Source organism: Mesorhizobium sp. M6A.T.Ce.TU.002.03.1.1 (genome assembly GCF_003997275.1).
Classification (GTDB): Bacteria; Pseudomonadota; Alphaproteobacteria; order Rhizobiales; family Rhizobiaceae; genus Mesorhizobium; species Mesorhizobium mediterraneum.
Window position 1 is genome coordinate 1 of record NZ_RZTI01000120.1, and the last position, 19,687, is coordinate 19,687.

The 19,687-nt window shown below is 64.1% G+C and carries 17 protein-coding genes and 1 pseudogene; 8 read left to right on the forward strand and 10 right to left on the reverse strand.

Annotation, left to right across the window (positions count from 1 at the left end; translation table 11 throughout):
• The 4 genes and pseudogenes from EOC93_RS26345 to EOC93_RS26360 all read left to right on the forward strand — a co-directional run.
• A pseudogene (locus EOC93_RS26345) lies at positions 1 to 278 on the forward strand (deoxyribose-phosphate aldolase); the annotation flags it as partial.
• A 14-nt stretch (positions 279 to 292) separates the two neighbouring features.
• Positions 293 to 2,665: an aldehyde dehydrogenase family protein gene (locus EOC93_RS26350; protein WP_127206079.1), complete on the forward strand. Its 2,373-nt coding sequence runs from the start codon at positions 293 to 295 to the stop codon at positions 2,663 to 2,665.
• A 181-nt stretch (positions 2,666 to 2,846) separates the two neighbouring features.
• Positions 2,847 to 3,578 (forward strand): SDR family oxidoreductase, encoded by a 732-nt coding sequence (locus EOC93_RS26355; protein WP_127206080.1) that lies wholly within the window; start codon positions 2,847 to 2,849, stop codon positions 3,576 to 3,578.
• Between the two features lie 166 nt (positions 3,579 to 3,744).
• Positions 3,745 to 4,590: a fumarylacetoacetate hydrolase family protein gene (locus EOC93_RS26360; protein WP_127206081.1), complete on the forward strand. Its 846-nt coding sequence runs from the start codon at positions 3,745 to 3,747 to the stop codon at positions 4,588 to 4,590.
• 210 nt (positions 4,591 to 4,800) lie between these two features.
• On the opposite strand, the gene EOC93_RS26365 is transcribed toward EOC93_RS26360, so the two are convergent.
• The 7 genes from EOC93_RS26365 to EOC93_RS26405 form a co-directional block, all read right to left on the reverse strand.
• Complete coding sequence (locus tag EOC93_RS26365) at positions 4,801 to 5,799, reverse strand: ABC transporter ATP-binding protein (protein WP_127206082.1); 999 nt, start codon at positions 5,797 to 5,799, stop codon at positions 4,801 to 4,803.
• Positions 5,800 to 6,025: 226 nt separating this feature from the next.
• Positions 6,026 to 7,081, reverse strand: coding sequence for a Gfo/Idh/MocA family oxidoreductase (locus EOC93_RS26375; RefSeq protein WP_127206083.1), 1,056 nt, complete (start codon positions 7,079 to 7,081; stop codon positions 6,026 to 6,028).
• A gap of 1 nt (position 7,082) precedes the next feature.
• A complete protein-coding gene (locus EOC93_RS26380; protein WP_127206084.1) occupies positions 7,083 to 7,550 on the reverse strand; it encodes a DUF4304 domain-containing protein in 468 nt (155 codons plus the stop codon).
• Positions 7,547 to 8,386 (reverse strand): carbohydrate ABC transporter permease, encoded by an 840-nt coding sequence (locus EOC93_RS26385; RefSeq protein WP_126104138.1) that lies wholly within the window; start codon positions 8,384 to 8,386, stop codon positions 7,547 to 7,549. Before EOC93_RS26385 ends, EOC93_RS26380 begins: the two co-directional genes overlap by 4 nt.
• A 208-nt stretch (positions 8,387 to 8,594) precedes the next feature.
• Complete coding sequence (locus EOC93_RS26395; protein WP_127206085.1) at positions 8,595 to 9,518, reverse strand: sugar ABC transporter permease; 924 nt, start codon at positions 9,516 to 9,518, stop codon at positions 8,595 to 8,597.
• 237 nt (positions 9,519 to 9,755) lie between these two features.
• Positions 9,756 to 11,015 carry an ABC transporter substrate-binding protein gene (locus EOC93_RS26400; RefSeq protein ID WP_127206086.1) on the reverse strand — a complete coding sequence of 420 codons (1,260 nt, stop codon included), beginning with the start codon at positions 11,013 to 11,015 and terminating at the stop codon, positions 9,756 to 9,758.
• Between the two features lie 2 nt (positions 11,016 to 11,017).
• Positions 11,018 to 11,974, reverse strand: coding sequence for an N-acetylmuramic acid 6-phosphate etherase (locus EOC93_RS26405; protein WP_127206087.1), 957 nt, complete (start codon positions 11,972 to 11,974; stop codon positions 11,018 to 11,020).
• Between the two features lie 200 nt (positions 11,975 to 12,174).
• Between EOC93_RS26405 and EOC93_RS26410 the strand changes: the two genes are divergently transcribed.
• The 4 genes from EOC93_RS26410 to nagA are packed head-to-tail and all read left to right on the forward strand — an operon-like array spanning position 12,175 to position 16,029.
• Positions 12,175 to 13,056: an N-acetylglucosamine kinase gene (locus tag EOC93_RS26410; RefSeq protein WP_127206088.1), complete on the forward strand. Its 882-nt coding sequence runs from the start codon at positions 12,175 to 12,177 to the stop codon at positions 13,054 to 13,056.
• Positions 13,053 to 13,835: a GntR family transcriptional regulator gene (locus EOC93_RS26415; RefSeq protein ID WP_127206089.1), complete on the forward strand. Its 783-nt coding sequence runs from the start codon at positions 13,053 to 13,055 to the stop codon at positions 13,833 to 13,835. Before EOC93_RS26410 ends, EOC93_RS26415 begins: the two co-directional genes overlap by 4 nt.
• A complete protein-coding gene (locus tag EOC93_RS26420; protein ID WP_127206090.1) occupies positions 13,832 to 14,863 on the forward strand; it encodes an SIS domain-containing protein in 1,032 nt (343 codons plus the stop codon). The genes EOC93_RS26415 and EOC93_RS26420 overlap by 4 nt, the downstream gene beginning before the upstream one ends.
• Positions 14,860 to 16,029 carry an N-acetylglucosamine-6-phosphate deacetylase gene (gene nagA / locus EOC93_RS26425; protein ID WP_127206091.1) on the forward strand — a complete coding sequence of 390 codons (1,170 nt, stop codon included), beginning with the start codon at positions 14,860 to 14,862 and terminating at the stop codon, positions 16,027 to 16,029. The genes EOC93_RS26420 and nagA overlap by 4 nt, the downstream gene beginning before the upstream one ends.
• 16 nt (positions 16,030 to 16,045) lie before the next feature.
• Here nagA and EOC93_RS26430 read toward each other — a convergent pair whose 3' ends face one another.
• The 3 genes from EOC93_RS26430 to rpe form a co-directional block, all read right to left on the reverse strand.
• Positions 16,046 to 17,572, reverse strand: coding sequence for a malonyl-CoA synthase (locus tag EOC93_RS26430; protein WP_127206092.1), 1,527 nt, complete (start codon positions 17,570 to 17,572; stop codon positions 16,046 to 16,048).
• Positions 17,569 to 18,942: a malonyl-CoA decarboxylase gene (locus EOC93_RS26435; protein ID WP_127206093.1), complete on the reverse strand. Its 1,374-nt coding sequence runs from the start codon at positions 18,940 to 18,942 to the stop codon at positions 17,569 to 17,571. Before EOC93_RS26435 ends, EOC93_RS26430 begins: the two co-directional genes overlap by 4 nt.
• 142 nt (positions 18,943 to 19,084) lie before the next feature.
• The coding region (rpe, locus tag EOC93_RS26440; RefSeq protein ID WP_127206094.1) for a ribulose-phosphate 3-epimerase at positions 19,085 to 19,687 on the reverse strand (603 nt) is incomplete at its 5' end.

Below are 19,687 nucleotides of genomic sequence, written 5' to 3' on the forward strand. Positions count from 1 at the left end.
AGCCAGTCGAGCGAAGCCTTTGCCGTGGAAATGCCGCCGTCCGCGCCTATTTCGAGGAAACCGGCTATCTCATCGGCTTCAAGCCGGCCGGCGGCATTTCCACGGCAAAGGCTTCGCTCGACTGGCTGGTGCTGATGAAGGAAGAGCTTGGACGGCGATGGCTGGAGCCAGACTTGTTCCGCTTCGGGGCGTCGAGCCTGCTGACCGACATAGAGCGCCAGCTCGAACATCATTTGACCGGTCACTATTCGGCCAATCATCGCCACGCAATGGCGTGATTTCGGAGCGCCTGATGAACATTCTCGAACGCTATCATGCCATGGAATACGGTCCGGCGCCGGAAGCCCGCAACGAGGCTGATGCCTGGCTTGCCGCGCGCGATTTTTCCAAAGCACTGTTCATCGGCGGCGACTGGAAAGCAGCCACAGGCGGCAAGACCTTCGAGACCAGCGATCCTGCCTCGGGCAAATTGTTGGCCAAGGTATCGGATGCCGGTGCCGCCGACATCGATGCCGCGGTTTCGGCCGCGGCAAAAGCGCTGCCGAAGTGGAGCGCATCCTCAGGCTACAGCCGAGCAAAAGTGCTCTATGCCATCGGCCGCTCCATGCAGCGCCACCAGCGTCTGTTCGCGGTGTTGGAATCGATCGACAATGGCAAGCCGATCCGCGAAAGCCGCGACATCGACGTGCCACTGGCCATCCGCCATTTCATCCACCATGCCGGCTGGGCGCAGGCGTTGGACAGGGATTTTCCCGGCCATAAGGGCGTCGGCGTCGTCGGCCAGATCATCCCGTGGAACTTCCCGCTTTTGATGCTGGCCTGGAAGATCGCGCCGGCGCTCGCCGCGGGCTGCACCATCGTGCTGAAGCCGGCCGAGTTCACGCCGCTCACCGCCATCCTGTTTGCCGAGATCTGCGAACGATCCGGCGTGCCGAAGGGTGTCGTCAACATCGTCCAGGGCGGACCCGAGGCGGGCGCAGCAATCGTCAATCATCCCGGCGTCCAGAAGATCGCCTTCACCGGTTCGTCCGAGGTCGGCAAGATCATCCGCAAAGCCACCGCAGGCTCCGGCAAGAAATTGTCGCTGGAACTTGGCGGCAAGTCGGCCTTCGTCGTCTTCGAGGACGCCGATCTCGACAGCGCCGTCGAGGGACTGGTCGACGGCATCTGGTTCAACCAGGGCCAGGTCTGCTGTGCCGGCTCGCGCCTGCTGGTGCAGGAAGGCATCGCCGACGCCTTCATCGCCAAGGTCAAGACGCGGATGAGCCGGTTGCGCGTCGGCAGCCCGCTCGACAAGAACACCGATATCGGCCCGCTGGTCGACCTGACCCAGCTCGATCGCGTCAAGGGACTGGTTGCCGAAGGCTCCAAGCAGGGCGCTGTCTGCTGGCAGCCGGACGTGGCGCTGCCGTCCTCCGGCTATTACCATTTGCCGACGCTGGCGACAGGCGTTTCGCCGGCTAACATCCTGGCACAGGAGGAGGTATTCGGCCCGGTGCTCGCCACCATGACCTTCCGCAACACCGAGGAAGCGGTCGAGCTCGCCAACAACACGCGCTACGGGCTGGCCGCCTCGGTGTGGAGCGAGAACGTCAACCTCGCACTGCACGTCGCGCCGCAATTGAAGGCCGGCGTCGTCTGGGTCAACGGCACCAACATGTTCGACGCCGCCTGCGGCTTCGGCGGCTACCGCGAGAGCGGTTTTGGCCGCGAAGGCGGGCGCGAGGGCATGTTCGAATATCTCTCGGCAAAGCTGCCGCTCGGCCCCGTCATCAAGCCGGCAACGGCTTCCGCCCAGCCTGTCGAGCAGGCCGAAAGCGACGCCATCGATCGCACGGCAAAACTGTTCATCGGCGGTAAGCAGGTCCGGCCGGACGGCAATTATTCGATTGCGGTGGCCACCGCCAAGGGCAAGCTTGCCGGTGAGGTTGGTCTCGGCAGCCGCAAGGATATCCGCGACGCCGTCTCCGCTGCCCGCGCTTGCAAGGCCTGGCCGGAGGCGACCGCCTACAACCGTGCCCAAGTGCTCTACTATCTGGCCGAGAACCTGTCCGGCCGTGCCGACGAGTTTGCGGCGCGCCTCACTCAGCTCGTCGGCGCCACCGCCAAGGCCGCGCGCGAAGAGGTCGAGCTGTCGATCGAGCGGCTGTTCCTCTATGCCGGCCTGGCCGACAAGTTCGAGGGCCGCGTCCACCAGCCGCCGGCCCGCGCCGTCACATTGGCACTGCACGAGCCGGTCGGCGTCGTAGGTATAGTGGCATCCGACAATGCGCCCCTGCTCGGCCTGATGTCGCTGGTTGCGCCGGCGCTCGCCCTGGGCAACACCGTGGTCGCGGTGCCTTCGGAACGATATCCGCTGCTTGCCACGGATCTTTATCAAGTCATCGAATATTCCGACATCCCGGCCGGCGCCATCAACATCGTCACCGGCCGCAGCGCCGAACTCGCCGGTGTGCTGGCCAAGCACGACGATGTCGACGGGCTCTGGGTGTTCGCCGATGCCGAGACCTGCGCCAAGGCCGAAGCCGACTCTGTCGGCAATCTCAAGCGCGTCTGGACCGGTAACGGCCGCAGCCTCGACTGGGCATCGAGCGAGGCCGCCGGCGACGCCTTCCTGCGGCGTGCCGTCGAGGTCAAGAACGTCTGGGTGCCCTACGGCGACTGAGCGGTCGCCTTGCGCGCGGCGGCGGGCGAGAAGCGTTCGGGCTTGACGGCAGAAATGATGTTCTTTACCGAGAAAAAACATTTAGGCGAACAGCGATACAGGCGGCATGATAGTGCCTATCTGGCACATTGCGCCTTGGCCGCGTGGCGGTAAAAACCAGGCGGCCACAGAGGAGAAAAGCATGGCGGATCTGGCAGGCAAGATGGTTGTCGTCACGGCGGCGGCACAGGGCATCGGCCGGGCGAGCGCGCTGGCTTTCGCCAAGGCAGGCGCCGTCGTCCATGCCACCGACATCAACGAGGTAATGCTCGCCGAACTTGGCAAGACGCCCGGGATCAAGACCCGCAAGCTCGATGTGCTGAACGACGAGGCGGTTTCAACCGCCTTTGCCGAGATCGGCGCCGTCGACGTGCTGTTCAACTGCGCCGGCTTCGTTCATTCGGGCTCGATCCTCGAGATGAAGGATGCCGATCTCGACTTCGCCTATGATCTCAATGTCCGCTCGATGATCCGCACTATCCGCGCCGTGCTGCCCGGCATGCTGGAGCGCGGCGACGGCTCGATCATCAACATGGCGTCGCTGGCCAGCTCGACCAAGGGCGTGCCGAACCGCTTCGTCTATGGGCTGACCAAGGCGGCCGTCATCGGCCTGACCAAATCGGTCGCCGCCGACTATGTCGGCAGGGGCGTACGCTGCAACGCCATCTGCCCGGGCACGGTCGAAAGCCCGTCGCTGCAGGACCGCATGCATGCGCAGGGCGACTACGAGGCCGCCCGCGCCGCCTTCATCGCCCGCCAGCCGATGGGCCGCTTGGGCACACCCGAGGAAATCGCCGATCTCGCCGTCTATCTGGCCGGTGCCACCTATACGTCGGGACAGGCTTATAATATCGACGGTGGCTGGTCGATTTAAGAGGCCATTAGAAACTCTACTCCGCCGGGCGCCTAGCGCGGTTTTCTGCGCTTCCGGTGCTCACGTGCTTTAAGTACGCTCCGCTCCGGTTCTCGAAGACCACGCCATTCGCCGCAGCGGAGCGAGTTTGCAAACGGCCTCTGGTCTCAACTGGGAGAAAAATTCTATGAAACTGCTGCGCTATGGCGAGGCGGGGAGCGAACGCCCCGGCCTGCTCGATGCGGATGGGACGATCCGTGACCTCTCCGCCCATGTCACCGACATTGCCGGCAAGGCGCTCGACCCGGCATCCCTCGAGGCATTGTCGAAGCTCGATCCAAAATCGCTGCCGGCGGTTTCCGGCAAGCCGCGCATCGGCGCCTGCGTCGCCGGCACCGGCAAATTCATCTGCATCGGCCTCAACTATTCCGACCACGCCGCCGAGACCGGCGCCACCGTGCCGCCGGAGCCGATCATCTTCATGAAGGCGAGCTCGGCCATCGTCGGGCCTGATGACGACGTGCTGATCCCGCGCGGCTCGGTCAAGACCGACTGGGAAGTCGAGCTTGGCGTGGTCATCGGCAAAACCGCGAAATATGTCACCGAGGCCGAGGCGCTGGATTATGTCGCCGGCTATTGCGTCGCGCACGACGTTTCCGAACGCGCCTTCCAGGCCGAGCGTCAGGGCCAGTGGACCAAGGGCAAGAGCTGCGACACGTTCGGGCCGATCGGCCCGTGGCTGGTGACCAAGGACGAGGTTAAGGACCCGCAGAACATCCCGATGTGGCTGAAGGTCAATGGCAAGACGATGCAGAACGGCTCGACCAGGACCATGGTCTATGGCGTCGCCTACCTGGTTTCCTACCTCAGCCAGTTCATGTCGCTGCATCCGGGTGACATCATCTCCACCGGCACGCCTCCCGGCGTCGGCCTCGGCATGAAGCCGCCGGTGTTCCTGAAGGCCGGCGACGTCGTCGAGCTCGGCATCGAAGGGCTGGGCATCCAGAAGCAGACGTTTAGGGCGGATTTGTAGCGGCGCTCTGCCTTCTCCCCCTGTGGGAGAAGGTGGATCGGCGCGCAGCGCCGAGACGGATGAGGGGTGCTGGAAGAAACGCGACGAGAAAACATCGAAGGATTCCGTCGCTTACGCCTTCACCGTAGCGATCCTTCCAACACCCCTCATCCGACCGAGCTTCGCTCGGCCACCTTCTCCCACAGGGGGAGAAGGGGAGTCGGCGCCAGCCTACTTCAGCACCTTGCCATCGACCCCGAACCGATAAGTCTTCGCCGGATCCGGCGTCGCATAAAGCGTAGCACCTGGTTCGGCATTGTAGACGCCGAAGATGCGCACGGTGATCAGCCCGGCCTTCTCGCAGTCGAGATAAAGGTTGGTGTCGGCGCCGAGATGCTCGGCATGGACGACCGTGCCCTTCCAGGCGCCGGATTTCGCGTCGACCGTCAGGTGCTCTGGCCGGACGCCGATGGTCTTGGCCGTCTCGCCAAGCCTGGCGCCGTCGACGAAATTCATCTTCGGTGAGCCGATGAAGCCGGCGACGAATTCATTTGCCGGCGAATTGTAGAGCTCCATCGGTCCGCCGATCTGCTCGATTTTCCCCGCGTTGAGCACGACGATCTTGTCGGCCAGCGTCATCGCCTCGACCTGGTCGTGGGTGACATAGATCATCGTTGCCTTCAGCCGGCGATGCAGTTGCGCGATCTCCAGCCTGGTGTTGACGCGCAGTGCCGCATCGAGGTTCGACAAAGGCTCGTCGAACAGGAAAAGCTTGGGCTCGCGCACCACGGCGCGGCCGATGGCGACGCGCTGACGCTGGCCGCCGGAAAGCTCGGCCGGGCGCCTTGCGAGATAGGGTTCCAGCGACAGCATAGAGGAGGCAATGCCGATGCGGCGGTCGATCTCGGCCGCCGGCGTGCCCGCCTGCTTGAGGCCGAGGCCCATATTGTTCTTCACCGTCAGATGCGGGTAGAGCGCGTAGGTCTGGAACACCATGGCGATGCCGCGTTTGGCCGGCGGGGTGGCGGAGACATCCGCCCCGTCGATCACCACGCGCCCCGACGTCGAATCCTCCAGTCCGGCAATGACCCTGAGCAGCGTCGACTTTCCGCAGCCGGAGGGGCCGACGAAGACGACGAATTCGCCGTCGGTCACTTCGAGGTTGATGCCCTTCAGCACCTCGACCGGCCCAAAGGCCTTCTTCACATTTTCGATGTTCAGCGAGCCCACGGCGTTCCTCCGGATTGGAATGTGGGCGCAGAAGCACCGCCCTCTGGCCTGCCGGCCATCTCCCCCTCAAGGGGGGAGATTGGCAGCTTTGACGCCGCCGCACTCTTCTCGATGTTGGTGATTGGCGAAAGAAAACGTGACGGCAAATCTCCCCCCTTGAGGGGGAGATGGCCGGCAGGCCAGAGGGGGGCGCCGTAGAGCGCAACTCCGGACGATAATTCTCTTGTCACAATTGCACCGCCTTCCCACTGCGCACGCTCTCGTCGGCGGCAAGGCAGACGGCGAGCGACTTCACCGCGTCGTCCATGTGGCGGGTCAAGTCGAGATCCTCGCGGATCGCCTTCAGCAAAAAAGCCTGTTCGAGATCGCAGAGATCCTGATGGCCGGGTTCGCCCTCCATCGACAGCATCTCATCCGGCTTGGCGAACTTGCCGTCCGCACCGGTTGCCGCGCTGTGCAGGCGGATGGTCGAGGTCTTGGTGTGGGTGTCGATGTCGTCGGATCTGACACCCTCTTTCATGACGATCGACACGCAGCCATGGGGCGAGATCACGTCCTTCACGAAGAAGGCCGTCTCCGAGATCATCGGCCCCCAGCCGGCCTCGTACCAGCCGACCGAGCCATCGTCGAACAGCACCTGCAGGTGGCCGTAATTGTACATCGAGGGCGCGATCTCGTCGGTCAGCCGCAGCCCCATGCCGCGCACTTCGACCGGCCTGGCATCGGTGATCTGCAGCATCACGTCGAGATAATGCACGCCGCAATCGACGATCGGTGACGTCGTCTGCATCAATAGCTTGTGCGTCTCCCAGCTTTGGCCGGAGGATTGCTGGTTGAGGTTCATGCGAAACACGTAAGGGCCGCCCAGCTTGCGCGCCTCGGCGATCAGCCTGATCCAGGACGGATGATGGCGCAGGATGTAGCCGATCACCAGTTTTTTGCCATTGGCCTTGGCTGCCGCGACGACGCGTTTGGCGTCCGCCACCGTCGTCGCCAGCGGCTTTTCGACAAAGACATGGCAGCCTGCCTCGAACGCCCTCACCGCATAGTCGGCATGGCTGTCGGAATAGGTGGCGATGCAGGCGACATCGGGTTTTTCGTCGCGCAGCGCCTCATCGAAGGAGCGCCTGATATCATAGCCGGAAAGCACGGCCGGCAGCGGCACGTCAGAACGGTTGATCAGCGCCGCGATCTCAAAACCCGGATTGGTGTGATAGGCCAGCGCATGGCTGCGGCCCATATTGCCAAGCCCGGCGACGACGACGCGAAGAGGTTCGGCCATTTCAATCTGCCTTTTCTTGCCTGCGAGCTGCGAGAGCCACCATTACCTGTGGCTCGCATTCATCTGCGACCCGCAGAGCCGCTTCTTCACTGTCGCAGCGGGCCAAAAGTCGGAAGCCATAGGCACCGACTCCTTCCTTGATCAGCGAAAGCCTATGATCGTCAGACAAGGGATGCTCAAGATTGAGCGCCTGGGTGAACGCCTTCGACTGCTCGTCTTCCATCTGGGAATTGACGCGCCAACGAATATGACAGTTGTATTCCTTCGGCCGGCGCTCCGCCCCGAACCGCGTCAACCAGATGGCAGCGTTGAGATAGAACTGCGGTCCCCAGGAAGACTTCTGAAGGTTTAGCAAGCAGACGGTCTCCGGCCATTCGCGGTAGAAATTCGTGGCGCGCACGCCTCGAAATCCATAGCGGCTCGCTGTCTCGACAAGGGCCTGTACGATAATCTCTCGACCATCACTCATTTGACGGCTCCGGAAGTGATGCCGCGGATCAGCTGCCGCGAGAAGATGACGTAGAGGATCAGCACCGGCATGATCGCCAGCGACAGTGCCGCCAGGATCGCGTTCCAGTTGGTGACGAACTGGCCGAGGAACAGCTGGGCGCCGAGCGTCACCGTCTTGGTCTCCTCCGACGGCGCCAGAATCAGCGGAAACCACAGATCGTTCCAGATCGGGATCATGGTGAACACGGCGACCGTCGCCATCGATGGCCTGACCAGCGGCAGCACCAGCCGGAAGAAGATGGTGTATTCGGACAGCCCGTCGATCCTGCCCGCATTCTTCAGGTCGTCGGATACCTGCTTCATGAATTCCGACAGGATGAACACCGCCAGGGGCAGGCCTTGTGCGGTGTAGACCAGGATCAGCGCCGTCAGCGTGTTGACCAGCCCGCTCGCTACCATCAATTGCAGGATGGCGACGGTGCCGAGGCGGATCGGGATCATGATGCCGAGCGCGAGATAAAGCCCCATCATCGTGTTGCCGCGAAAGCGGTATTCCGACAGCGCGAAAGCGGCCATGGCGCCGAACAACAGCACGAAGAACAGCGAGGCGACGGTGACGACGAGGCTGTTCTGGAAGTAATGGATGAAATCGCCCTGCCCAATGACGGTGGTGTAGCCGATCAGGTCGAAGGTCTTTGGCGTCGGCGGCGCCAGCGGCGCGCCGAAGATCGCCGCGCGGGATTTAAACGAATTCACGATGACGATGATCACGGGAAACAGCGCGATCACCGTGTAGGTCAACAGCACCGCATGGGCGCCGATGGTGCGGGGCAGGGAATGGGTTGCCGTGCTCATCCCAGAGTCTCCCGATTTTGTGCCAAGGCACCCCCCTCTGTCCTGCCGGACATCTCCCCCTCAAGGGGGGAGATTGGCAGCTCCAGCCTGGCGGCTTCTCTTGCAACGTTGAAAAGTGGCGAAAGCAATGCGGCAGTCCAATCTCCCCCCTTGAGGGGGAGATGGCCGGCAGGCCAGAGGGGGGTGCTCAAGCTCAACATCTCGCCCCCTAAAACTGATACCGACGCAGGCGCGTCTGGACGAGGAAGAGATAGACGCAGACGCCGCCAAGGATGATCAGGAACATCATCGTGGCGATCGCCGCGCCCATGTTGGGATCGCCGACCTGCAACTGGAAACCGAAGAAGGCGCGGTAGAGGAAAGTGCCGAGGATATCGGTCGAATAATTCGGCCCGGCCAGCGCGCCCTGCGCGGTGTAGATCAGGTCGAAGGCGTTGAAATTACCGACGAAGGTCAGGATCGAGATGATGCCTATCGACGGCAGGATCAGCGGCAGCTTGATCTTCCAGAACTGCGACATGCCGGTGATGCCGTCGCATTCGGCCGCTTCGATCACCTCCTCGGGGATGGACAGCAATGCTGCATAGATCAGCATCATCGGGATGCCGACGAACTGCCACACCGAGATCAGGCTGAGCGTGGTCAGCGCATATTGCTCCTTGCCCAGCCACGGCGTGAACAGGCTTTTGAGGCCGACAAGATCCATCAGGTTAGGCGCCACGCCCCACAGCGGCGACAGGATCAGCTTCCAGGCGAAGCCGACGATGACGAAGGACAGGATCGTCGGCACGAAGATCGCCGTACGGTAGAAGGCGGAGAACCTAAGCCGCGGGCTGGACAGCAGTGCGGCCAGCAGGACGCCGATCGGGTTCTGCACGACCATGTGGATGATGAAGAACCAGACGTTGTTGCGCAGGGCGTTCCAGAAATTGACCGACCAGTTGGGATCGCCGAACAGCCTGCGGAAATTTTCGAACCCGACGAAGACCTGGGCCTGCTCGATGTTGCGAAACAGCGAGAGCTGCAGCGTGCCGGCCAGCGGCAAGATCATGATCGCCGTATAGACCAGCACCGCCGGCGCCAGGAAGACGACGATATGCCAGCGGAACGGTCGTTTCGGTGCTGCGGCCATGCGTTCGGTCCCCGCCGATCAGGTTCTTGCAATTGCCGCAAAAAGGCGCGGCGCCTCCCTCCCCCCTCGAGGGGAGGGTGCCTCGCGAAGCGAGGCAGGTGGCGTCGGCCAAGGCAGTGCGCCATCGTGACTTCGACCGTGCCTTTCAGCAACGATGAAGCCGCGGCCTGCCTTTACCGACCCCTCTGTCGCCTTCGGCGACATCTCCCCCCTCGAGGGGGGAGATAGCGCTCGCTCTTACTTGCCAGCCTTATACCAGCTGTCGAGGCCGTCCTGCAGCTTCTTGGCGGCAGCTTCCGGCGTGACGGTGCCGTTGATGACGTTGGCCGATTCAACCCACGTCTCGTTCTCGAGGTTCGGCGTGCCGCGCGACAGGATCTGATAGGTCGAGCGGATCGTCGACTTGCACTTGTCGCGCCAGGAGACGAATTCCTGGGCCAGCGGGTCTTCCATCTTCACCGGGGTGTTGTTCAGGCTGAAGAAGCCCGGCAGCGCGTTGGCGTAGATGGTGGCGAAGTCAGGCGAGGCCACCCATGTCAGGAAGGTCTTGGCCGCATCCGCGTTCTTCGACGCTGCATTGAGGCCCATGCCGATGTCGGTGTGGTCGGAGATGTAGCAGGTGTCGCCGGCCTTCTGCACCGGCGGCGGGAATGCGCCCATCTTGAACTGCGCCTGCGTGTTGAACAGGCCGATTTCCCATGAGCCGGCCGGATAGATGGCGGCGCGGCCGAGCGTGAACAGGTTCTGGCTGTCCGGGTAGGTCTGTGCCTCGAAGCCGTCGCCGAGATAGGGCTTCCACTTGGCCAGTTCGGCATAGGGTGCGACCCACTGCGGATCGGTCAGCTTCTGCTCGCCCTTGATCAGCGCAGCGCGGCCTTCCTCGCCCTTCCAGTAGTTCGGGCCGATGTTCTGGTAGCCCATGGTCGCGGCTTCCCAGAGGTCCTTGGTGCCCATCGCCATCGGGATGTAGGTGCCGTCGGCTTTGATCTTGTCGAGCGCGGCGTAGAACTCCTCGTTCGTCGTCGGCACCTTGATGCCGAGCTTGTCGAAGGCGTCCTTGTTGTAGATGAAGCCATGGATGACGGAAGCCATCGGCACGCAGAAGCTCGCCTTGCCGTCGTCGGTCTGCCATGCGGCCTTGGCGACGTCGGAGAAATTCTCCATGCCGGGCAGTGTCGAGATGTCGGCGAGGTTGCCCTTCTTGAAGAGTTCCAGCGACTTGTCGAACGGGCGGCAGGTGATCAGGTCGCCCGCCGAGCCGGCGGCGAGCTTGGCGCCGAGTGCTGCGTCATATTCGGTCGGTGCCGACGGCGCGAACACCACCTTGATGCCCGGGTTCTTGGCCTCGAAAGCCGGGATCAGCTTGTCCTTCCAGATGGCAAGGTCGTCGCCACGCCAGCTTTCGATGTTGAGCGTTACGTCTTGGGCATAGGCCATTCCGGCTGAACCGAGAATGCTGGTGCCGAGAAGAAGTGCCGTCATTAGTTTCGTTGTCATGCTCAGTCTCCCTGTTGACCTTTTTCAGGTTCGGTTTTGAGAACAGGGGCTTTTTGCCCCATGCTCCCCTCAATCACGGAAAGGGCCGGGCGCAGCTTCTGGCCGGTCCCTTCCAGTATCTTCTCGGCCGCATCGGCGCCGGCCGCGCCGGCGGCGAGCAGAATAGCAGTCTTGACGCCGCCGCCGCTCTTCTCGAGCAGGCGCGCCGCATCCTCCTTGTCGCGCCCGCTGATGGCGGCGACGATGCTTGCCGCGCGATCGCGCAGCTTGATGTTGTCGGCCATGAGGTTGACCATGTAGCCGTCATGCACATGGCCAAGATGAATGGCGGCCAGCGTCGAAAGCATGTTGAGCGCAATCTTCTGGGCGGTGCCGGCGCCCATGCGCGTCGAGCCGGCGATCAGCTCAGGCGGCGTTTCGAGTAGGATGGCGATGTCGGCCAGCCGAAGCAGCGGCGCATCCTTGTTGTTGGCGATGGCGATGGTTGCCGCACCCCGGCGCCTGGCGTCCTCGATCGCCCTGACGGCATAGGGTGTCGAGCCGCTGGCCGAGACCGCGATCAGGCAGTCGCCCTCGCCGATGCCGGCATTGGCAACCGCCGCCGAGGCTTCGTCGATATCGTCTTCCGGCCCGCCGGCCAGTGTCTTGAAGGCATCGTCGCCGCCGGCAATCAGTATGGCGATGCGGTCGCGCTGAATGCCGAAGGTGCCCGGCAGTTCCAGCGCATCGGCCAGCGCCATCAGGCCCGAACTGCCCGCCGCCGCATAGGCGAGCTTGCCGCCGCTTTTAAGCTGGCTGGCAATGATCTCGGCTGCCTTGGCGATGGCGGGAATGGCGCCGCGCACGGCCTTGGCGGCCTCGACCTGCGCATTGGCCAACGAGGAAAGGATGGCGTCCGGGGCCTGGATATCCAGCCCCTCGGCATTCTGGTGAAGCGCTTCGGTGCGCGTTTCGGCCATCCGCTTTCCTCCAATCCAGAAAACAATACCAAAAAAATACCACTTGTCCACACGCATTAACGGGATTCGTTGCAACCAAATCGGCCTGCCGGCAAAATCCGGTGATTTTTCAATAAAATACCGCTTAATCTTTCTGAAACGGAAATTAACCCTTGGCTATTGGTACTTTATTGGTATTATCCGCCCGGAGGAGAAATCGCGTGAATTTCGTGCTTGGCATCGATGGCGGCGGCACCAGCTGCAGGGCGGCTCTTGCGACAGCGGGCGGCATGGTCGTCGGCCGCGCCAAGAGCGGCGCCGCCAACATCCGCACCGATCTCACGGGCGCCAGGTCCAACATCGTCGAGGCGGCGCGGCAGGCCTTTGTCGACGCCGGACAAGACCCCGAACTGATCCCGCAAACCCCGGCCATCCTAGGCCTCGCCGGCGCCAATGTTGGCACCTACAGGCAGCAGCTCGAAGCCATCCTGCCGTTCAGCCAAAGCCGTGTCGAGACCGATGCCGAGATCGCGCTGGAAGGCGCGGTCGGCTCCGGTGACGGCGCCATGGCCATCCTCGGCACCGGCACCGCCTATATGGCGCGCAGACAAGGCAAATCGCGCGCCATTGGCGGCTGGGGTTTCCAGGTCGGCGACCAGGGCAGCGGCGCCCGCATCGGCCGCGACTTGCTCGAACAGACGCTGCTCGCCTATGACGGCATCCGCGAAGCGTCGCCGCTGACGCAGGCCATGCTCGCCATCTTCCGTGACAATCCCGAGGATCTGGTCGAGTTCACCACCAATGCCAAGCCCGGCGATTTCGGCGGCTTCGCGCCCAAGGTCTTCGACCATGCCGAAAAAGGCGACGCCGTCGCCAACTGGATCCTGGACAAGGCGGTCGCCGATGTCGAGGCAGCACTTGGCGTCCTCGATCTCGGCGGCGACGATCCGCTGTGCCTGCTCGGCGGGCTGGCGCAGTTTTACGCGCCGCGCCTGTCGTCGCGCTACCGGGCGCTGCTGAAGCCGCCGCTCGACGATGCGCTGGGCGGCGCGGTGCAGATGGCGGTCCGTGTCTTCGCCAAAGCGGCGGAGGCAGCGCGATGAGCGAGGCCGCCGACCAGATTTTCGCCACGCTGAAGCAGTCCTCGCAAAGCGGCGCGCCACTCTATCTGCAGCTCAGGAAGAGCATCGAGGACGCGGTCAATCGCGGCCTGATCGGGCCGGGCGACGCGCTGCCTTCCGAGCGCGACATCGCCAGCAAGGCCGACATTTCGCGCGTCACCGTGCGCAAGGCGGTGCAGGATCTGGTCAAGGGCGGCATCCTCGTCCAGCGCCACGGCTCCGGCACTTTCGTCGCGCCGCGCATGGAGCGCGTCGAGCAGTCGCTGTCGCGGCTCACATCCTTCACCGAAGACATGGCGCGGCGCGGCATGGCTGTCCGTTCGGCCTGGCTCGACCGCGGCCTTTATGCGCCCTCGCCGGACGAGATGATGGTGCTCGGACTGTCGTCGAACGAGCTGGTGGCCCGCGTGGCGCGCCTGCGCATCGCCAACGACACGCCGCTGGCGATCGAGCGCGCGGCACTGTCGGCCAGCGTGCTGCCCGACCCGGCAGGAATAGGGTCCTCGCTCTATGCTGCGCTGGAAACGACCGGCCTCCGGCCGGTGCGGGCGGTGCAGCGCATTTCGGCCGCCAATCTCGGCGACAGTGACGCGCGCCTGCTCGAAGTGCCGCCCGGGATTGCCGGGCTGCACATCGAGCGTATTTCCTATCTGGCGAGCGGCAAGGTGATCGAATTCACCCGCTCCATCTACAGGGGCGACGCCTATGATTTCGTCGCCGAGCTCCGGCTGAGCGGGCCGGGCGAAGAGGGCCGGCCATGAGCGCGACCAAAACTCATATGCGGCGCGAGATCGAGGAGATCCCGGAGGCGACCGCGCGCCTGCTCGATGGTTCGGCAGCCGTGCTGACCGAGGCCGGGCGCGGCATTCGCGAGCGCGACCCGCATTTTATCGTCACCGTGGCGCGCGGCTCCTCCGACCATGCCGCCACCTTCATGAAATATGCCGTGGAGCTGACCGCCGGCCTCGCGGTCGCTTCGGTCGGTCCTTCGATCGCCTCGATCTATGGCGCCAAGCTCAAGCTCGGCGGCTCGGCTTGCCTGGCGATCTCGCAATCGGGCAAGAGCCCGGACATCGTCGCCATGGCGCAAGCCGCGAGGGAGGGTGGTTCGCTGACCGTCGCCATCACCAACACCGCCGATTCGCCGCTGGCGCGCGCCTGCGACTACGCGATCGACATACTGGCCGGGCCGGAGCGCAGCGTCGCGGCGACCAAGACCTTCGTCAATTCCGCCGTCGCCGGCCTCGCCTTGATGGCGCACAGCACCGGCGACGACAAGCTTCTGGCAGCACTTGCCTGCCTGCCGGAGCATTTCCGCAAGGCGATCGCCTGCGACTGGATGGCGCTGGCCGGTGCCTTGGAGACGCCGAAATCGCTGTTCATCCTCGGTCGCGGTCCGTCCGCGGCGATCGCCAATGAGGCGGCGCTGAAGTTCAAGGAAACCTGCGCCATGCATGCCGAGGCCTATAGTGCTGCCGAAGTGATGCATGGCCCGCTGGCGCTGGTCGGGCCCGACTTCCCGGTGCTGGCGCTCGCCGCCCGCGATGCTTCCGAGCCGTCGGTTGCCGAGGCTGCCGACAGCCTGGCGGCCAAAGGCGCGGCCGTTTTTGTGACCTCGGACAAGGCGAAAAGCGCTCAGCAACTGCCGCATGTCGCCACCGGCCATCCGCTGACCGACCCGCTGGCGCTGATCGTGTCCTTCTATGGCTTCGTCGAGGCCTTTGCTCGCCATCGCGGCCTCGATCCGGACACGCCGCCCAATCTTCGCAAGGTGACGGAAACCATATGAGCGACCGTTTTGCCCTGACTGGCGCCCGCATATTCGACGGTGAGGACTGGCATGACAACGCCGCCCTTGTCGTGCGTGACGGCCTTGTCGAGGCCATCGTTCCGGCAGGCGCCATTCCGTCCGGTGTCGAGCGTGTCGAAACCGACGGCGGCATGCTTGCGCCGGGCTTCGTCGACCTGCAGGTCAATGGCGGCGGCGGCGTCATGCTCAACGATCATCCCGATGTCGCCTCGATCGAGACCATCTGCCGGGCGCACGCGCCGTTCGGCACGACGGCACTGCTGCCGACGCTGATCACCGACACGCCTGAAATCACCGCAGCGGCGGTTGCCGCCGGAGCGCTGGCCGCGCAACAGAAGGTGCCGGGTTTTTTGGGCCTGCATCTCGAAGGCCCGCATCTATCGGTCGCCCGCAAGGGCGCGCATGATCCGGCATTGATCCGGCCGATGACCGACGTCGACCAGGCGATGCTGATAGCAACGCGAAAAACTCTGCCGGTGCTGCTGACAACGATCGCGCCTGAATCCGTCGACCCCGCGCGCATTTCGGCGCTCGTTGAGGCCGGCATCGTCGTCAGCCTCGGCCATTCCGATACCGGCTATGCCAAGGCGCGCGGGTTCGCCGATGCCGGCGCAACGGTGGTCACCCATCTGTTCAACGCTATGAGCCAGATCGGCAATCGCGAGCCGGGGCTGGCGGGTGCCGCCATCGATACCGGCACATTGTTTGCCGGCATCATCGCCGACGGCATCCACGTCGATCCCGCCACCATGGCGATTGCCTTGCGCGCCAAGCAGGGGCCGGCAAAAATTTTTCTGGTCACCGACGCCATGGCGACGATCGGCACCGACATGACCTCGTTCACGCTGAACGGCCGCACCATCTACCGCAAGGACGGCCGGCTGACGCTTGCCGACGGGACGTTGGCAGGCGCCGATCTCGACATGATCGCCGCCGTGCGCTTCGTTCACCACGTCGTCGGACTGGACCTGTCGGAGGCGCTGCGCATGGCTTCGCTCTATCCGGCACAAGCGATCGGCCAGGCGCATCGGCTTGGGCGCTTCGCCAATGGCACCGCCGCCGATATTGTTGCGCTGTCGGACGAGTTGGAAGTCAAGGGCGTCTGGATAGAAGGCGACAAGGTTTTCGGAGCAGGCATCAATTGAACGCAAACCTCTTGCTTCAGCCGGCTTTGGCCGGCGCGTAGAGGTCCTTGTAGGTTTCGCGCAGCAGGTTCTTCTGCACCTTGCCCATTGTGTTACGCGGCAGCTCGTCGACGAAGATCACCCGCTTCGGGTGCTTGTATTTCGCCAGCCTTCCGGCGATGGCACCAACGATCTCGGCGGCGGTGATGGTCGAGGCCGGCGTCCGCACCACGATCGCCGTGACGCCCTCGCCGAAATCCGGATGAGCAACGCCGACCACGGCGCTTTCACTGACGCCGGGCAGCGCGTCGATCTCGCTCTCGACCTCCTTCGGATAGATGTTATAGCCGCCGGAAATAATCAGATCCTTGCCGCGCCCGACGATGTGGACATAGCCGTCGGCGTCGATCAGGCCGAGATCCCCGGTGATGAAGAAACCGTCGTCACGGAATTCCGCCTTGGTCTTTTCCGGCATGCGCCAATAACCGCCGAAGACATTGGGGCCTTTCACCTCGATCATGCCGACCTCGCCTTGGGCAAGCGTGGCGCCACCGTCGGGGTCCGCGATGCGCAGTGCCACGCCGGGCAAGGGGAAGCCGACCGTGCCGGCACGCCGCTCGCCATCATAGGGGTTCGACGTGTTCATGTTGGTCTCGGTCATGCCGTAGCGCTCAAGGATCGCGTGGCCGGTGCGCTCGCGCCAGGCCTTGTGCGTCTCGGCCAGCAGCGGCGCCGAGCCGGAAACGAAGAGGCGGATGTTTTTGGCCGCTTGGCGGTTCAAGCCGTCCTGCTGCAGCAGGCGCACATAGAAGGTCGGCACGCCCATCAGCGCGGTGGCGCGCGGCAGCAGCGAGACGATGCGGGCCGGGTCGAATTTGGTTTCGAACAGCATCGAGGCGCCGGCCATCAGGACGACGTTGGTGGCGACGAAGAGGCCATGCGTGTGGAAGATCGGCAGCGCGTGGATCAAAATGTCTGCGGCAGTGAAGCGCCAGTGGTCGACCAGCACGCGCGCATTCGAGGCGAGATTCTCATGGCTGAGCATGGCGCCTTTCGAGCGGCCGGTGGTTCCCGAGGTGTAGAGAATCGCCGCAAGATCGTCCGGCCCGCGCACCACATCGTGGAAATCCGAAGACTGCCGCGAGGCCTGATCCATCAACGACCCTTCGCCATTGCCGCCGAGCGTGACTGTGATAGCGCCCGATGTCTCCGCCAAGGCCCCGATATCGGCTGCCCGTGCCGGATCGCAGACGACCAGCCGCGGCTCGGCATCGCCGAAGAAGTAGTCGAGTTCGGTCAGCGTGTAAGCGGTGTTGAGCGGCAGGAAGACCGCACCGGCGCGCAGGCAGGCGAGATAGAGCAGGACTGCCTGCGGGCTCTTCTCGACCTGGACGGCGACGCGGTCGCCGGCTTGGACGCCCAGTTGCAGCAGCGCGTGGGCCAGTTGCGCGGATCGCGCCAGCATGTCGCCATAGGTGATCGAGCGCCCGTCATCCGTCTCCATCAACAGACGCTCGGGCGCCGGCATGCGAGCGCGGAAGGCGTCGAACAAATGGTTGCTCATATGTCCCTCTTGTCCTCATTCCCCTGAGGTTGCGCCGGAAGCCGCGGCGCGGCCGGCCTCGTTGGTTTCGGCAGCAGGCGGCGCACGGCGGGTGCGGCCGCCACATCGTTCCTGGCGGCGAACAGCTCGTGGTTCTTCTCGATGTCGTCGAGCTTGTAGCGATAATTGACCATCAGCCCATGCGCCTGACGCAAGGCTCGGGGCGACAGGTCGCCGAAAAGGTCGATGCGCTCCAGCCGCGCGCCATTGCCGAGATGGAACCGGGCGACCGAGTCGATCACCTTGCCGGAAGCGGTGCGGGCTTCGAGGAAATACTGTGCCGCGAGAGGAAGCAGGACCTGGCCCACGCGGTCGCGCGCGGCAGCGTCCGCATGCCAGCCTTCGTCGGCGACGAGGTCCAGCGCCTCAGTGGCGGAGGGACCGGTCTGCTCGGCTAGCCAACGGGCAAAGCCCGGCACCGGGGACAGCGTGACGAAATCGGTCAGGCCGGGAAGGTCGCGGCGCAGATCCTCGACTACCTGCTTGATCAAAAAATTGCCGAAGGAGATGCCGCGCAAGCCCTCCTGGCAGTTGGAGATGGAATAGAATACCGCCGTCGTGGCCTGCCGTGGTTGCACCAGCGGCCGCTCATCGGCAAGCAGCTCGGCGATCGTCGTCGGCATCGCCCGGGTCAGCGCGACCTCGACGAAGATCAGCGGCTCGTCGCCAAGCTGCGGATGGAAGAACGCATAGCAGAGCCGGTCGGCGGGCTCGATCCGGCGGCGCAGATCGTCCCAGGTGTGGATGGCGTGCACCGCCTCGTAGCGGATGATTTTTTCCAGGATGTTGGCCGGCGTCGACCAGTCAATCCGCCGCAGCACCAGGAAGCCGCGGTTGAACCATGACGACAAGAGGTGCGTGAAATCGGCATCGACGATGGCGAGATCGGGCGACGTGGTCAACCGGGCAAGCAGATCCTCGCGCATGCGCACCAGCGTCTCGATGCCGCCGGGCGCCAGGTTCAGGCGGCGCAGAAGCTCCTGCCTGGCCGGCTCGGCGGCGTCGTGCAGGGCAAGTGCCGAGCGATCGTCGGGCGCGTCGCGATAGGCATCCACGGCAGCGGCAAGCCTGACATGATCGGTGCCGAACCGATCGCGCAGCACATGCAGGAAGGCCAGCCGGCCGTCAGCATCAAGGGTGCGCCAGCGATCGAGGATTTCGCGGGCATAGGCGACGCCCGATGCCTCACCCTGGCTGGAAAGAAGACGCGTGCACAGACGCGCCAGGCTGTCGGCCGAGACCGGCTCGTCACCGCGAACGAGGTTCAGCATCATCCGGCCGCGGTCGGCGATGGTGTTCAGCAGATCAGCAAAGAAAGGGCTGCGGTTCATCGATCCAACCGTCGAAGAGGCGCCTGCGGGAGGGTCCGGGCATAAGGATGAGACAGAGAATATGGGACCGCATGTGATGAGCACAAGCGCACCGGCGTCGGACCGGCTGGAGAGACGGCACGTGGCGCCGTCAGCATCAGCGTTAGCCGGCCGCCCGGTCGGCCGCTGTCCGGATCGCCTCGATGTTCGCCCGATAGGCTTCGACGCTGCCGCCCTTGAAGATCGCCGCACCGGCGACCAGCACGCTGGCGCCGGCGGCGGTGACCAAAGGGGCGGTTTCGGGCGAGATACCGCCGTCGATCTCAATCCGGATCGGCCGGTTGCCGATCAGCGCCTTCACCCGCTTCACCTTCTCGACAATCGCCGGAATGAAGGCCTGGCCGCCAAAACCCGGATTGACGGTCATGATCAGGATCAGATCGAGCCGGTCGAGCACATATTCGACAGCCGATTCCGGCGTCCCCGGATTGAGCGACACGCCCGCCTTCTTGCCGAGATTCCTGATCGTCTGCAGCGAACGGTCGAGATGCGGCCCGGCCTCGGCATGCACCGTCATGCCGTCGCAGCCGGCTTCGGCGAAGGCTTCCAGATAAGGATCGGCGGGCGCGATCATCAGATGGCAGTCGAAGAAGGCCTTGGTGCGGTTGCGGATCGCCTTGATCACCGGCGGACCGAAGGTGATGTTGGGCACGAAATGCCCGTCCATGACGTCGAGATGGATCCAGTCGGCCCCGGCCGCCGCCAC